Annotated in this window: 17 protein-coding genes and 1 pseudogene; 11 read left to right on the plus strand and 7 right to left on the minus strand. The window is 69.2% G+C overall.

What is annotated here, in order from left to right; all coding sequences use genetic code 11:
• On the minus strand, positions 1-681 hold a 681-nt coding region (locus tag ABZ749_RS13980; protein WP_357227448.1), incomplete at its 3' end, for an NB-ARC domain-containing protein.
• A 9-nt stretch (positions 682-690) separates the two neighbouring features.
• Positions 691-1,391, minus strand: a pseudogene (locus ABZ749_RS13985) (AfsR/SARP family transcriptional regulator); the annotation flags it as partial.
• A 194-nt stretch (positions 1,392-1,585) separates the two neighbouring features.
• Here ABZ749_RS13985 and wrbA point away from each other — a divergent pair.
• Positions 1,586-2,185, plus strand: coding sequence for an NAD(P)H:quinone oxidoreductase (wrbA, locus tag ABZ749_RS13990; protein WP_355006269.1), 600 nt, complete (start codon positions 1,586-1,588; stop codon positions 2,183-2,185).
• Positions 2,186-2,264: 79 nt separating this feature from the next.
• Here the strand turns inward: wrbA and ABZ749_RS13995 are convergent, their stop codons facing one another.
• Positions 2,265-2,867: a class I SAM-dependent methyltransferase gene (locus ABZ749_RS13995; protein ID WP_357227407.1), complete on the minus strand. Its 603-nt coding sequence runs from the start codon at positions 2,865-2,867 to the stop codon at positions 2,265-2,267.
• 185 nt (positions 2,868-3,052) lie between these two features.
• On the opposite strand from ABZ749_RS13995, the gene ABZ749_RS14000 reads away from it, so the two are divergent.
• The 3 genes from ABZ749_RS14000 to ABZ749_RS14010 all read left to right on the plus strand — a co-directional run bounded on the left by ABZ749_RS14000 (position 3,053) and on the right by ABZ749_RS14010 (position 5,198).
• Positions 3,053-3,703 carry a hypothetical protein gene (locus tag ABZ749_RS14000; protein ID WP_357227410.1) on the plus strand — a complete coding sequence of 217 codons (651 nt, stop codon included), beginning with the start codon at positions 3,053-3,055 and terminating at the stop codon, positions 3,701-3,703.
• Positions 3,704-3,778: 75 nt separating this feature from the next.
• A complete protein-coding gene (locus tag ABZ749_RS14005) occupies positions 3,779-4,615 on the plus strand; it encodes an alpha/beta hydrolase (RefSeq protein ID WP_357227413.1) in 837 nt (278 codons plus the stop codon).
• Positions 4,608-5,198: a WHG domain-containing protein gene (locus ABZ749_RS14010; RefSeq protein WP_357227415.1), complete on the plus strand. Its 591-nt coding sequence runs from the start codon at positions 4,608-4,610 to the stop codon at positions 5,196-5,198. Before ABZ749_RS14005 ends, ABZ749_RS14010 begins: the two co-directional genes overlap by 8 nt.
• 90 nt (positions 5,199-5,288) lie before the next feature.
• Here the strand turns inward: ABZ749_RS14010 and ABZ749_RS14015 are convergent, their stop codons facing one another.
• Both ABZ749_RS14015 and ABZ749_RS14020 read right to left on the minus strand, forming a co-directional pair.
• On the minus strand, positions 5,289-5,690 hold the full coding sequence (locus ABZ749_RS14015; RefSeq protein ID WP_357227418.1) for a hypothetical protein: 402 nt from the start codon (positions 5,688-5,690) through the stop codon (positions 5,289-5,291).
• Positions 5,687-6,115 (minus strand): hypothetical protein, encoded by a 429-nt coding sequence (locus tag ABZ749_RS14020; protein WP_357227421.1) that lies wholly within the window; start codon positions 6,113-6,115, stop codon positions 5,687-5,689. The genes ABZ749_RS14015 and ABZ749_RS14020 overlap by 4 nt, the downstream gene beginning before the upstream one ends.
• Before the next feature lie 81 nt (positions 6,116-6,196).
• On the opposite strand from ABZ749_RS14020, the gene ABZ749_RS14025 reads away from it, so the two are divergent.
• Entirely contained in the window at positions 6,197-6,814 is a 618-nt protein-coding gene (locus ABZ749_RS14025; protein WP_357227424.1) for a TetR/AcrR family transcriptional regulator, read from the plus strand.
• A gap of 9 nt (positions 6,815-6,823) precedes the next feature.
• On the opposite strand, the gene ABZ749_RS14030 is transcribed toward ABZ749_RS14025, so the two are convergent.
• Entirely contained in the window at positions 6,824-7,708 is an 885-nt protein-coding gene (locus tag ABZ749_RS14030) for a CDP-diacylglycerol diphosphatase (protein ID WP_357227427.1), read from the minus strand.
• A gap of 139 nt (positions 7,709-7,847) precedes the next feature.
• Between ABZ749_RS14030 and ABZ749_RS14035 the strand changes: the two genes are divergently transcribed.
• The gene (locus ABZ749_RS14035) at positions 7,848-8,162 is read left to right on the plus strand and encodes a chorismate mutase (protein ID WP_357227430.1); all 315 of its coding nucleotides are present in this window, start codon (positions 7,848-7,850) and stop codon (positions 8,160-8,162) included.
• Positions 8,163-8,181: 19 nt separating this feature from the next.
• Here ABZ749_RS14035 and ABZ749_RS14040 read toward each other — a convergent pair whose 3' ends face one another.
• Positions 8,182-8,976 carry an IclR family transcriptional regulator gene (locus tag ABZ749_RS14040; RefSeq protein WP_357227433.1) on the minus strand — a complete coding sequence of 265 codons (795 nt, stop codon included), beginning with the start codon at positions 8,974-8,976 and terminating at the stop codon, positions 8,182-8,184.
• Between the two features lie 161 nt (positions 8,977-9,137).
• On the opposite strand from ABZ749_RS14040, the gene ABZ749_RS14045 reads away from it, so the two are divergent.
• From ABZ749_RS14045 to ABZ749_RS14065, 5 genes are all read left to right on the plus strand, one after another.
• Positions 9,138-10,385, plus strand: coding sequence for a sugar ABC transporter substrate-binding protein (locus ABZ749_RS14045; RefSeq protein ID WP_357227436.1), 1,248 nt, complete (start codon positions 9,138-9,140; stop codon positions 10,383-10,385).
• 75 nt (positions 10,386-10,460) lie between these two features.
• Positions 10,461-11,414: a sugar ABC transporter permease gene (locus ABZ749_RS14050; protein ID WP_357227439.1), complete on the plus strand. Its 954-nt coding sequence runs from the start codon at positions 10,461-10,463 to the stop codon at positions 11,412-11,414.
• Positions 11,411-12,241, plus strand: coding sequence for a carbohydrate ABC transporter permease (locus ABZ749_RS14055; protein ID WP_196926036.1), 831 nt, complete (start codon positions 11,411-11,413; stop codon positions 12,239-12,241). The genes ABZ749_RS14050 and ABZ749_RS14055 overlap by 4 nt, the downstream gene beginning before the upstream one ends.
• Before the next feature lie 8 nt (positions 12,242-12,249).
• A complete protein-coding gene (locus ABZ749_RS14060) occupies positions 12,250-13,431 on the plus strand; it encodes a mandelate racemase/muconate lactonizing enzyme family protein (RefSeq protein ID WP_357227442.1) in 1,182 nt (393 codons plus the stop codon).
• Positions 13,428-14,279: a hypothetical protein gene (locus tag ABZ749_RS14065; RefSeq protein WP_357227445.1), complete on the plus strand. Its 852-nt coding sequence runs from the start codon at positions 13,428-13,430 to the stop codon at positions 14,277-14,279. Before ABZ749_RS14060 ends, ABZ749_RS14065 begins: the two co-directional genes overlap by 4 nt.
• Positions 14,280-14,374: the final 95 nt, after the last annotated feature.

Consider the following 14,374-nt stretch of genomic DNA (forward strand, 5'->3'; position numbering starts at 1 on the left):
GATGACCCGCTGCGCGCCCAGTCGGCGGACGAGCAGTTGGCGCGCTTCGTCGTCGCTGGGCAGGTCCAGCGCGAGGAGATGGGCGCCATCGGTGGTGACCAGGCCGGGCAGGGTGTGGCGACTCGTCACGAGCACACCGCAGCGGGTCGACCCTGGAAGCAGCGGCCGCACCTGTTCCGCGTCGCGGGCGTTGTCGAGCAGCACGAGCAGCCGTCGGGCTGCGGTCAGGCCGCGGTACAGGGCGAACTGGGCCGCCGGCTCCGCAGGGATCTCCAGGAGCTTCACACCCAGGGCGGGCAACAGCGAACGTACGACAGCCGAGGGTGACGCCTCCTGCGTCGCGGTGCCGAATCCGGCCAGGTCGACGTGGAGCTGCCCGTCGGGGAAGTGATGCCGGTTGTCGTGGGCCCAGCGCAGCGCCAGCCAGCTCTTCCCGACGCCGCCCGTACCGGTGATGACGACGGTGCTGGCCGAGCGGGGGTCATCGAGCAGCAGCGAGGTGAGCCGGGCCAGCTCCCCGGCCCGGCCGGTGAACAACGTCGGTGGGGCCGGCAGCTGCCGGGGGACGAATCGCGGCGGGGTTCCTTCCGGTGGCCGCGGATCGGATGCCAACGGCTCCCGTTGCGCCCGCAGGATGCGGGTGTGCAGCTGTTGGAGATCGGGACCGGGCTCGACTCCCACCTCCTCGGCGAGGAGGTGGCGAAGCTGCCGGTACGTCGCCAGTGCGTCGGCACGCCGGCCGGTCCGCGCCAGGGCCACCATCAGTTGCCCCCATGGGCGCTCGCGCAGCGGGTCGTCGTCGACCTGGCTCCGCAGCGGTTCGATCACCTCGTGATGCTGTCCGGCGCGCAGTTTGAGGTCCACGACCTCCTCCACCAGGCTGGACCGCTGTTCTTCGAGGCGCGCTCGGACTGAACGCAACGCCCCCAGCCGGGGAGGCCCGCGAACGGTTCCCCACGCCAGAGCGCCAACGCGGCCTCGAACGTCTCCTGGGCGGCTGACCAGTGACCCTGCCGCAGCGCGGAATACCCGCGTTGGGCCAGGTCGTCGAAGGCCACGCTGTCCACCGCCAGCCCGTCCAGGGCGAGACGGTAGCCGGTGGGCCCGGCGAGGATGGCGGGGTCGGGGAAGCCCGGGGAGCGCAGTGCCCGGCGCAGCGCCCAGACATAGGTCTTCACGTTGCCGGCTGCCGTCTTCGGTGGGCGCCCCTGCCACAGCTCGTCGACGAGTTGGTCGATGGACCACCCGGTGCCCGGCTGCGACATCAACACGGCCAGGAGGCGCACCTGCATCGGCGTGCCGAGGGCCAGCGGTTCCCCGCGGGCCGACCGCGCCTCGACCGGCCCGAGCAGGTGGTACCGCGCCGCCGGTGGCGTCCCCGCGGGGTCCATCACCTCATCGTAGGGGCGCGCACATTCCGCCTCATCGGCTGGACGGCCGCGGCCCGCGCCCGTCTCCTGGTGTGCTCCGTCACGCAGGTGGGCATGGTCAGGAGGTTGGGACACCGCGAGGCGGCTGCTAATGTCGAGATTGTTGCGGCCGCAAATTTATCAGCGGCAACTACTTTCTGGGAAGGATGCCTCCGATGACCAAGCTCTCCGTCATCTACTACTCGTCCACCGGCACTCTGCACGCCATGGCCAAGCGCCTCGCCGAGGCTGGCGAGAAGGCTGGCGCCGAGGTGCGTCTGCGTCAGGTTCCGGAGCTCGCCCCGGCCGAGGCCATCGCCTCCAACGCCGCCTGGAGCCAGCACTTCGACGCCACCAAGGACGAGGCGAAGGCGACCGCCGACGACGTCGTCTGGGCGGACGCGGTGCTGTTCGGCACGCCCACCCGCTACGGCAACGTCGCCAGCCAGCTCAAGCAGTTCCTCGACACCCTCGGTCCGCAGTGGGCGCAGGGCCAGCTCGCCAACAAGGTGTACGCCGGCTTCACCGCCTCCATGACCGCGCACGGCGGTCAGGAGTCGACCCTTCTCGCGCTCTACAACACCATCCACCACTTCGGGGGTCTGGTCGTCGCCCCGGGTTACACCGACCCGCTGAAGTTCGCCGACGGCAACCCGTACGGCGTCTCGCACGTCACCGGCGGCAGCAACGACGCCCCGCTGGGCGACGCCCAGTTCGCCGCGCTCGACCACATGGCCGAGCGGGTCGTCACGATCGCCGGGAAGCTCAACGCCTGAGTGCTGACGCCCGCCCGGACTCGGGTGCTCAGCTGGGCGAGGGCCGGTCTCCCAGACGGGAGGCCGGCCCTCGGCGTCCTCACACCGCGATCGCCGCGATGGCGGCAAGCAGCCGATGCTCGTCGGTGGCAGGCCGCCGGAGGCGTTCCACCTCGCGGAAACCGGCCCGGCCGAGTCGTTCGGAGACTTCGTCGACCGGCCAGCGGTAGGCGGTCAGGACCTTGTGGTCGAAGGCGCCGACCTCCTCGGCGTCGAAGACGCCCAGGACCAACCGCCCGGCCGGGACCAGCACCCTTCGGAACTCCTTGAGCATGCCGTCGAACTCGGGCGGCGGAAGATGAATCAACGAGTACCAGGCCAGGATGCCGTCGACGGAGTTCTCTGCGATGTCGAGGCGCTCCATCGAGCCGAGGTGGAACTCGACGCCCGGGTGGGCCGCCCGCGCATGGGCGATGAACTTGGGGACCAGGTCGATCCCCACTGCGTCAACGCCCAGCTCACAAAGGTATCCGGTGAGGTGGCCAGGCCCGCACCCCAGATCGAGCACCCGGCCGGGCCGGCTGCCCAGGTGTCGCCGGATGAGAGCGAGGTCGTCGGCGTCCACCTGCTGGCTCGTGCCGAACAGCTCGATGTAGAGCTCCGCGACGGACGTGTAAGCCTGTCGCACCGTGTCCGTTTCCATCGCGGAACTATACGGGTCATCGGGCCTTGCCAGGTCGGCCTACCGTGACGGGCATGACACGTCGAGCCACACTGGCCGGCATTTCTGCGGGCCTGCTCCTGCTGGGTTGCTCGGTTGGCGCACCAAAGGACAGTGCACCCAAGCCTCGATCCGCCCCGGCTTCGGCGGCCAGCGCCGATGCCACAATGACGGCCGAGGCGATCGGTCTGCTGCGGACGGGCACGGCGTTCGTCGATCGGACGAGTTTTCGCAGCGACGTCGATATCGCCAGTCAGATCGCGGCGCTGTCGCACAGCGACAACGTCCGCAAGCGCTCGATCGCCACCATCTCGGCACCGGGTGGGGTCATCGAGATCCGGATGATCGACGACGAGGTCTACATGAAGGCCGGTGCACTCCTTCGCGGTGTCGGCGACGGTTGGATGGTCCTCGACCCGGCCCGGTTGCCGCCGGACTTCGCCCTGAGCTTCGCGCCGGGCAGAAACGACTTCGGCGGCTCCGACCGCCTCATCGACGCGATCGTCACCGCACGGGTGAACGGCACCCAGATCACCGGGACGATCGACGTGAACCGGGTCGCCGCCGGTAACGGGATCAGCTTCCGCCCTCCTCCCGGTGGTGTCTTCCCGGACGGCGCGCGCAGCCACGCTTTCCGGGCGACGTTGGACACCGAGGGTCGGCTGGTCACCTTCCTGATCCCGGAGGCCAACGGGTTGCCGAACGCGTCCCTGCGCTACAGCGAATTCGGTACGACAGTCACTGTCGCTCGGCCGCTCGGGGCGGTCGCCGCCCCCGATGCCCTGTATCCCCAGCTCGGCATGGGTGGAGGGGAGTAGCGGTGACCGACACTTGCCCTTCATGGCTAATGCGGTTAGCCTTTAGCTAATCACGTTAGCTTGGTGGAGGACGTCATGACCGAATACCTGAACATTGCCGGCAACACCCTCGCGTACGAGGTGACCGGGCAGGGCCCGCTTGTCGTCCTGGCGCACGGCATGGGCGACAGCCGGCACTCCTACCGGTTCCTGGCCCCGGCCCTCGCCTCGGCCGGATACCGGGTCGCCAACGTCGACATCCGTGGCTGCGGCGACTCCAGTCTGGGCTGGGACGGCTACAGCCGCACCGACATCGCGGGTGATCTCGTCGCCGTCGTGCGCCACCTCGGAGGCCCGGCCGTGATCATCGGCCAGTCGATCAGCGGCGGCGCCGCGACCATCGCGGCCGCCACCGCCCCCGAGCTGATCACCGGTGTCATCGAGCTGGCGCCGTTCACCCGCGCGCAGTCCTTCGACCTGGGTGGGCTGGTGCGGGTGAAGCGTTTCCGCGCCGGATACCTCCAACTGGCGCAGGTGCTCGTCCGGGGCAGCGTGGCGAACTGGCGCAGGTACCTCGACGTGGCGATCCCCACCAAGCCCGCCGACTGGCACGGTGAGCTGGCGCGCATCGAGGCCAAGATGAGTGAGCCCGGCCGGATGAAGGCCCTCCAGTCCATGGCCAAGAGCAGCCCGGCCGACGCCGGTCGGCAACTGCCGAACGTCACCTGCCCGGTCCTGGTGATCCAGGGCAGCGTCGACCCGGACTGGGCCGACCCACGCGCCGAGGGTGAGCGCATCCTCGCCGACCTGCCGCGAGGGCTCGGCGAGCTGGCTGTCATCGAGGGCGCGGGCCACTACCCGCACGTCCAGACGCCCGACGAGGTCCTCGCGCTGGCCCTGCCCTTCCTCGCCCGGACGCTGACCAGTGCCTAAGGCGCGGCTCACCCCGGCATCGGTCACCGAAGCCGCCGCCGCGCTGGTCGACGAGGTCGGCTTCGACAACCTCAGCATGGGTCTGCTCGCCGAACGGCTGGGAATCAAGACCCCCTCGCTCTACAAGCACGTCGCCAGCCAGGCAGACCTGGCACACCGGATCGCCATCCTGGGGATGACCCAGGCCGGCGATGCCCTCCGTGACGCCATCCAGGGCCGCTCCGGCAGTGAAGCCCTCGCCGCCGGAGCGCAGGCGATGCGGACGTTCGTGCGGGAACACCCCGGCCGGTACGCGGCCAGCAACGCCGCCCGCCCGACCGGCCCGGACGACCCGTTCATCCCGGCCAGCGAGCGGGTGCTCGCCTCATGGGCGGCCATGCTGGGCGGGTACGACCTCGACCCCGGCCAGGTGATCCACGCCATGCGGACGCTGCGTAGCGTCCTGCACGGGTTCGCCACCCTTGAGGTGGCCGGCGGGTTCCAGATCGACGCGTCCGTCGACGAGAGCTTCAGCTGGCTGGTCAGTTTCATCGATCAGGGCCTTCGCGCCGGCGCCGTCAGTGGCAGCGACGTCGCGCACTGACACCGGGTCGCCTCGCGGATCGCCCGCCAGCGTCGGGTGACGGCGACGGGCGATCCGGCGCTTCCGCTCGCGGGGGGAGAAGCGGATCGGTCACGGCGCGGCCCGGGAGAACGGCTGCTCGTTCGCCGAGCCGTCGGGCCCGCTCGGACGCCGCCTGCCGAGGTGGAGGGCAGCTGCCGCGGCCAGCGCGGCCACGACGATCAGTGTGGCGAAGACCGGGTGCATGTCCTTGGACAGGCTCGGGGCGCGGTCGGGCCCGATGGCCCAGAGGATCAGCGGAGCGGCGTAGGTGGTGGCGAGAGCGATGGTCCAGCGACGTAGTCGGCGAAGGTGGGCGTGTCGCAGGCTGACGGTCAGCGCGAGGACGACCGGGACGATGGCCAGCATGGCGAACTGTCCGACGACCAGGACCGGGACCGCCCAGATCGAGATGGTGACGGTGCGGTCGACGCGGCGGAAAGGCGAGGTGGAGGGCATTGTCGTCTCCGTCATCGGGTCGGGTTGGTGGTCGCGGGACGCCACGCCAACCAGCCGCGGCACAGCACGTACGCGGCCGCGACGACGGCGACCAGCCCGAAGTCGATGACGGCCGACAGGCGGGCCTCCGGAACGTCTCCGATCAGCGCGCCGAACACGACGAGGGCGGCCTTGCCGGCGAGCACGATCTCCCAGACGCCGGCCGCTTGGCGCGGCCTGACCGCCAGCAGGGCGAAGAGCGCGGCGAAGATGCCGAAGCTGGAGACCCGCCAGCCCTCGACGAACAGGCGCTCGTCGCTGGCGTTGATGGTCAGTAGCACGCCGTTGACGAACGCGACGCCGGTGGCGAGGGACGCGAGGGCCGCCAGCGCACGGCCGGCAAGGTCAGCGCGGTGGGTGGGGACGGCGGTGTCGATTCGGGTAGCGGTCGCTGTGGTCATGAGAGGCTCCTTCTTGAGGAAACGTCCGTCAACTTACAGCCGTTAACTTACGCGCTCGCCTAACGCCTGTAAAGTCAAGGGGTGACCACACCGAGAACACGGGCCCGCAACAAGCGCGGCGAAGGTGCCCAGCTGCGCGACGAGATCGTCGACGCCGCGATGACGCTCCTGGAGGACGGAGCGCCGCAGGGTGTGACGCTGCGGGGGATCGCCCGGCAGGCCGGCATCTCCGCGCCGTCGATCTATCCGCACTTTCCGGACCTGGACTCGATCCTGCTCGCGGTCGCGCAACGCGCGTTCGACATCCTGGAGCAGGAACTGGGCACACCAGAGGACGCGGATCCGGTCGAGCGCCTACGCGCGATCTGCGCGGCCTACCTGACCTTCGCCGAACGCAGGCCCCACCAGTACCGGGTGATGTTCGGCGCCGTCTGGGATGCCGGGCAGGCCCTTGAGCGGGTGCCCGCCATGGCGGACGAGCTCGCCGTGCTCGGCATGGGGGCCTTCGAGGTCTTGCGGCGTAGGCTCGCGGACTGTGTCGCGGCGGGACGGTCGACCAGCGCGGACCCCTTCGGCGACGCGACAGCGCTCTGGGTCGGGCTGCACGGTTTCGCCCAGCTCCGCGTGGCAGCGCCGCTGTTCCCCTGGCCGCCGGAGTTGCGCGAGTCCATCATCGACCGGATGGCGTTGCTGCGCTGAGCGGGCGGCTCAGGCGTACGCCAGCAGGAAGTCGACGGTGCCCGTACCGCCGGGTTGACCGGCCGGGACGGGCAGGCCCGGCTCGCTGTTCAGGACGTAGAAACCGCCGCCGCCGACCAGGCGGGGCGTCACGGCCAGCATCTGCGCGGCCATGGCTGCTCCGGTCGGCCGCACGACGCTGTCCAGCAGGAGCCGGAAGAGGTTCCCGTTCAGGTTCGCGACGTGCAGAACCCGGTACGAGCGCGGGGCGGGCAGGCCGGTGCTCGTCAGGCCCCAGATCGGCACGATCTGGTTGCGCCACCGGTTCGGGTCGTTGCTGATCGCGCTGTCGTGGTTGTTCAGCTGCGTCTGGATCCCCGAGTGGATCCCGGCCAGGTGGATGTGGAGCTGGTCCTGCTGACGGATCGTCGGGTCGGCCGAGTTGACGCCCAGCCCGAGGTGGGGATAGACGACGTGCCCCGGCTGCCCCGGCTGGGCGTTGTCCCAGGCGTCCAGCCAGTAGTTCGGCGCGCTGGCGGTGGTGATGAACGGACACTCGATGCCGCTGATCCGGCAACTGGGCACGAGCAGGAAGTCGTGGTTCGAGCCCGACCCTCCATTGAGGACGACGTACGTGGGAGTGGTCCGCAGACACTGGGGAAATGGCGGGCCGGTCTTCGTGCCCTCGCAGACCTGGACCCGGTCCCACAGGTCGTACCTGCCACCGGTGTCGGCGGGGTAGCCGCACAGGGCCGAGGGTGTGGGGCAGGCCGCGGCGCCGGGGCCGCCGGGTGTCGAGGGGGACGGCGCGGGGGTCGGGCCCCCGTCGGCCAACGCCCGGTCCGCGCCGACCAGTCCCAGCAGTCCGGTGGCGCCGGCGGTTCCGGAGAGTCTGACGAACTGACGCCGTGGCATTCCGCCCATCGTCACCCTCCGTGGTTGCCGTGCCGAGGCGAACATGAACGTGTCGAGATTAGGGTGATAGCCGGCATTCGGCGCATCGGGCGGCGAAGGGGTCCCCTGATCGTGTCGCTGTCGTGCGACGATTTCCGGCGTGGCAGAGACCGCGACGACGTTGACGGCGATCCGCGCTCGGATTGACGAGCTGGATCGGGAACTGGTCGGGCTGCTCGCCCGTCGGGAGGAGCTGGTCCGGCAGGCCGCCCCGCTCAAGAGCGACGGTCAGGCCGTCCGTGCGCCGGACCGGGTGGCGCAGGTGGTGGCCCGGGTCCGCACGTTGGCCAGCGAGGCCGGTGCCGACCCGGATCTGATCGAACGGATCTACCGGGGCATGATCCAGGCCTTCATCGACATGGAGACCGACGAGCACCACCGCATCACCGGCGGGTCGGCGCCGAGAACGCGGTGATCGCCCGGGACGTGCGCGGTCAGGTCGCCGAGAGGCTCTCGCCGTCCGGGCTGGTCACGATGGGCGGCGGCGCGTAGCCGAGCTCGTAGGAAATCTTGTTGGCGGTCTCCAGGAGCAGCGGAAGGTTGCTCTTGAGCTGGTCGAGGCTCGCGATGACCTCGATCGCCGTGATCGAGGCAGCGGCGATGACCTGCCCCCGTGAATCCCTGATCGGCGCGGCCACGCACATCACGTAGGCGTCGTGCTCGCCGTTGTCCATGGCCCAGCCGCAGTCCTGGATGCGGGCAAGTTCGGCTTCCAGGGAGTCGTGGTCGGTGAACGTGGTGTCGGTGAACTTCTCGAAGACGACGTGGGAGAGAAGCCTGTCGCGTTCCTGCCGGGGGAGGTAGGCGAGGATGGTCTTGCCCACGGCGCTCGCGTAGATCGACACCGCGCGTCCCACCCGCGACGGCAGCTTGACGGCGTCGAACGCCGGGCTGTCGACCTTGTCGATATAGATGATCTCGTCGCCGGTCAGTTGCGCCAGGTGTACGGTGTGGCCGGTCTCGCGTTGCAGCGCACGCAGGTGTGCGGCGGCGGGCTGGCGAAGGTCCATCGAGCCGAGCGCGAGCTCGGACAGCTCGATCAGGCCGCTGCCGAGCACGTAGGTGCCCGCGCCCGTCCGGCGGACGAAGCGCGCGGACTCCAGTGTTTGCAGTATGCGTAGCGCTGTGGACTTGTGGACGCCGAGCACGTCCGCAGCCTCCGTAAGGGACAGCGGGTGCTCCGCGGATCGACGGATGAGGTCGATCGCGCGGCGAATCGATTGCGCCAAGGCTGTGTCTCCCCTCGCGCGACGGTAGCGCCGTCGCTGTCATTGCATATTATGCAATATAGATGACGCCATGCGCAATCGCCACTTGACACCGTTGCACATGACGCTACGATCGTTGCAATTTCATCGGCTTGACGTCATCTCGTAACAGTGGAGTAACGATGGGTAATAAGCGCGCTTATTTCGGCATCGCCAGGGCGACATGTGCCCTCGGCCTTGCCGCCACCCTCCTGACCGGTTGCGGCTCCGACGGCGACTCCGGCGACGGCGTCACCAAACTGACCTTCGCCGCCTCGACCTTCGGCGACCCGGGCCGCGGGCCCCTGTTGACGAAGTGGCTTGACGAGTTCAACCAGAGCCAGACCAAGGTCCAGGTCTCCGCCGCCGCGGTGCCGTACCCGACCTTCGGTCAGACCGTGCTCACGCAGATGGGCAGCGGCAAGGGCCCCGACCTGGTCCGCTTCGACATGCCCGAGTTCGAGGCGGCCTCGGACGCCGGTCTCGTCGCACCGCTGGACAAGGTGATCGACGCCAGCAAGTACGACCTGCTCAAGCAGCCCGACCAGTTCATGGTCCACGACGGTGTCCGGCACGGCGTCATCTTCGAAGCGTCGAACTACGCGATGTTCTACAACGCGGACCTGATCCCGACGCCGCCGACCAGCTACGAGCAGTTCACCTCCACCGCCAAGTCGCTGACCAAGGGCGACGTCTTCGGCCTGGCGTTCCGCCAGACGGAGGCCGAGGAGGCCGGTGTCTGGCAGGACATCTTCAACTACGTCTACGGCTTCGGCGGCGCGTGGTCCGACGGAAAGAACCTGACGATCAACTCGCCGGAGAACCTCAAGGGCCTGCAGGCGTTCAAGGACCTGTACGACGCGAACGTGATCCCGCGTGGCGCGGACGCTGCCACGTTCCGGCGGATGTTCGCCGAGGGCAAGGTCGGGATGGAGCTCAACAACGGCGGTTACGTGACCGCCACGCGTGGCCAGAACGCCAAGCTGAACTTCAACGTCGCGCCCATCCCGTTCCCGGTCCGCAAGCAGGGCGCGATCCTCGCACCAATCGTGATCAACGAGGCCAGCGAGGGCAAGGACGAGGCCGCCACCTTCATCAAGTGGGCGCTGGAGCCGCAGAACCAGGTGAAGCTGCAGGAGATCCTCGGCGCGAGCAGCGTCGCCACCACCACGCAGCGCAGCGCGGAAGCGCTCAAGGCCACGCCGTTCCTCCCCGTCTTCGACGGGCTCACCGAGTCCAGCCTGCCGCAGATCGTGCTGGGGTTCGAGGCCAAGACGCCGGACATCCGCAAGGTGGTCGTGCAGAACGTGGTCGCGGCACTGCAGGGCAAGGCCGACCTCAAGTCGGCACTGGACCGCGCCCAGCAGCAGGCGACCGAACTGGTCCGCTGACCGCTCGACACGGCGACGCCGCCGACGCGACGATCCGTGCGTCGGCGGCGTCCTTCCCCCAGAAGGACCGATCCGATGACTGTGGTCGAGCAGACCGGAGTACCGAAGACAACACCCTCAGGCCGGCCCCGGCGTCGGCCCAGCCCGCTGGGTAGCAAGTGGACGCCGTACCTGTTCCTGGCACCCGCCGCACTGTTCATCCTCGTCTTCCAGGCGGTACCCCTCGTTCAGGAGGTGTACCTCAGCTTCACCAGGACGAGGCTGCTCAACCCCACCCGCAGTGAGTGGGTAGGGCTCGACAACTTCAACCGGATCTTCGGGGACCCCGAGTTCCACCGCACCCTGCTGATCACAGTCGTCTACGTGATCACCTGCGTGGTCGTCGCGATCGGCGCCGGACTCGCCGTCGCGCTCCTGCTCAACAGGAAGTTCCGCGGCCGTGGCGTGGCACGGGCGCTGGTGACCGTCCCGTGGGCCGCTCCGGGCATCGCGGTGGCGCTCATCGCCACCTGGATGCTCAACGCGCAGTACGGCATCGTGAACCGATTCCTTGACGCGGTCGGGCTCGGCGTCCCGGGTGGCGCCATCCTCGACAGCCCGCGCTACGCGCTCCCGGCGGTGCTCGCCACGACCATCTGGCAGCTCTTCCCGTTCACCTCCGTGGTGCTGCTCTCCGCCCTGCAGTCCGTACCGCAGGATCTCAACGAGGCCGCGACGGTGGACGGTGCCGGACGGTGGGCCACCTTCCGGGCTGTCACCTGGCAGGTCATCAAGCCGACGGTGGGTCTGTTGGCCCTGCTGATGACGATCTGGTCGCTGCGGCGGTTCGAGCTGATCTGGCTGATGACCAAGGGTGGGCCGGTCGGTGCCACCGAGACGCTCGTCATCGACCTCTATTCGCAGGCCTTCGACTCGAAGGAACTCGGTTCGGCGGCGGCCATCGGCATGGTCGGCGTCGTCATCTCGCTCATCGTCGTCATCGGCAGCCGCCTGGTCGCCCGCGCCGTGGAGAAGGGGGACGTCCGATGAGGCGCTTCCGTTTCGGTGTCACCGCACGGATCGTCGCCGTGCTCGTCGTGCTCGGTGTCGCGGTGTTCCCGCTGTACTGGATGTTCGTCACCGCGCTGTCCAGCAACAGTGACCTCTTCGCCGATCAGCCCCGGCTCACGCCGGACCTCGGCCAGTTCGGGGTCTTCGTGGATGCGCTCGCCGAGGGCAAGGCCGCCGGTTGGCTGCTCAACAGCCTGATCATCGCCGTCGGCACGATGGTGCTCTCCGTCGGCCTGGGCATCCCGCTCGGCTACGCGCTGTCCCGCTTCTCGTTCTGGGGCAAGGCCGTGCTGACAGTCGTTCTGCTGTTCACGCAGATGCTTCCCGAGGCGCTCATGGTCGTCCCGCTGTTCGCGCTGTTCCGCCGCTTCGAACTGCTCGACTCGCTGACCGGCCTCATCCTGGTGAACTCCGCCTTCGTCCTGCCGATCGTCGCGCTGATCCTCAAGGGCGCCATCGACGGCATCCCGAAGGAGTTGGAGGAGGCAGCGCGTGCCGACGGCGCCCGGCCCTTCACCACCCTGACCCGCATCAACGTGCCGCTCATCGCGCCGTCGATCGCGGCCACCGCTGTCATCGCGTTCTTCCACGCCTGGAACGAGTACGTGTTCGCTGTGACGTTCATCTTCAACCCGGACCTGCAACCCGCCTCCGTCGGCATCGCCAACTTCATCGGCGAGCTGGGTACACCGATCCAGACGGTGATGGCCGTCGCCTTCCTGTTCACGCTGCCGGCCGTCGCCTTCTACCTGTTGGTGCAGAAGTACGTGGTGTCCGGCATGACCGCCGGCGCGGTGAAGGGTTGAGCCGAAAGATGAAGATCGTCTCTGTCGACACACTCGTCGTCGACTTCTACCGTACGAACCTCGTCATCGTGCGGGTCCACAGCGACGAGGGCATCGTCGGGCTCGGCGAGGCCACCCTGGAGGGCAAGGAACGTGCCGTCCAGGGTGCCATCGCCGAGCTGGCCGAGGCGGTGGTGGGCCTGGATCCGACTAACATCTCGAAGATCCTCTACGAGACCGCGCGGGACTGGTACTGGCGCGGCGGCCCGGTGATCATGACGGCGTTGAGTTCGCTGGAGATGGCCCTCTGGGACATCTCGGCGCGTGAGCTCGGCGTACCGGTCTCCCGGCTTCTCGGCGGCGCGACCCGCGACCGGGTCCGCGCGTACGCGAACGGCTGGTTCTCAGGTGCCGTCACGCCGGAGGACTACGCGGCCGCCGCGCGCCGGACCGTGGAATCGGGCTTCCGGGGCCTCAAGTGGGACCCGTTCGAGAACTACGACCTGACCATCACCACCGCCCAGTTGGACCGGGTGCTGGCCCAGATCGACGCGGTCCGTGGCGCGGTGGGCCGCGAGGTGGAGCTGTTCATCGAGGGGCACGGGCGCTTCGACGTCCGCCACGCCATCAAGGTGGCGAAGGAGATCGCCCAGTTCGACCCGGTGTGGTTCGAGGAGCCCTGCCCGCCGGACAACCTCGACGCGCTCGTCGACATCCGTCGCGCGTCGCCGGTGCCGATCGCGGCGGGGGAGCGGTGGTACGGGCGGCAGGGCTTCGCGCCGGCGCTGGCCCGCCAGGCGGTCGACTTCGTCCAGCCCGACGTGACGCACGCCGGGGGGATCGCCGAGCTGGCCTTCATCTCCACGCTCGCCGCGACCAGCTACGTGGGCTTCGCGCCGCACAACCCGAGTGGTCCACTCAGCACCGCCGCGACGCTGCAACTCGGGGCCACGTTGCCCAACTTCCGGTACCTGGAGATCATGGCGACCGACGTGCCCTGGCGCCCCGAGATCACCAACGAGCGGCTGGTGCTGACCGACGACGGCGACATCCTCATCCCGACCGGGATCGGCCTGGGCATCGAGGTGGACCTCACAGCGATCGAGCAGCATCCGTTCACACCACACCCGCTGCGGATGTTCCAGGACGCCGTCTTCGACATCCGTCCCCGCGACGAGCGGTCCTTCTTCAACCTGGAGAGCGACTCATGACGCTGCCACGGCCCCGAGGGTCGGCTGCGGACTGGGTCGGTACCGCCGCCGAGGCGTTGCCGGACGATGCCGACAGCGTCCTCATCGGCCGGATCTGGGACCCGTCCAGCGACGGACCCTCACCGGTGACCGTCCGCGACGGCGAGGTCATCGACATCAGCCACCGGTTCCCGACCGTCCGCGACATCTGTGAGCTGCCCGATCCCGCCGCGACAGTGGCTGGGCTCGACGGGCCGAGGGTTGGCGACTTCGCCGAGATACTGGCCAACACGGGGGCCGCGACCCGCGACCGTAGCCGGCCCTGGTTGCTCGCCCCGGTCGACCTCCAGGCGCTCAAGGCCGCCGGGGTCACCTTCCCGATCTCGATGATCGAGCGCGTGATCGAGGAGCGGGCGCGGGGAGACCTGGCGCTGGCGGCGGACATCCGGCACCGCATGCTCGCCGACGTCGGTGTCGACCTGCACAGCCTGGAGGCGGGCTCACCGGAGGCGGATCGGCTCAAGAGTCTGCTGATCGCCGAGGGCATGTGGAGCCAGTACCTGGAGGTCGGCATCGGGCCGGACGCCGAGATCTTCACCAAGGGGCAGATCCTCTCCGCCGTCGGCACCGCCGTTCCGGTCGGCGTGCTCGCCGCCTCGACCTGGAACAACCCGGAACCCGAGGTCACGCTCATCGTCCAGTCCAGTGGCCGGATCGTGGGCGCCACCCTCGGCAACGACGTGAACCTGCGCGACATCGAGGGCCGCTCGGCGCTCCTGCTTCCCCTGGCCAAGGACAACAACGCCTCCTGCTGGCCGAGGTTGCGGCCCACAACGCATTGCGGGGTGTCCGCCAGGCCCGCCAACTGATACCGCTCCGCGAGCCGGGCCGCCGCCTCCGCCACCGGCGTGATCCAGAACGCGCCGGGCTGGTCGTTCGTCGGCCAACCCATCATCCCCGAGTC

The organism is Micromonospora sp. NPDC047753, from assembly GCF_040642735.1.
GTDB lineage: Bacteria > Actinomycetota > Actinomycetes > Mycobacteriales > Micromonosporaceae > Micromonospora.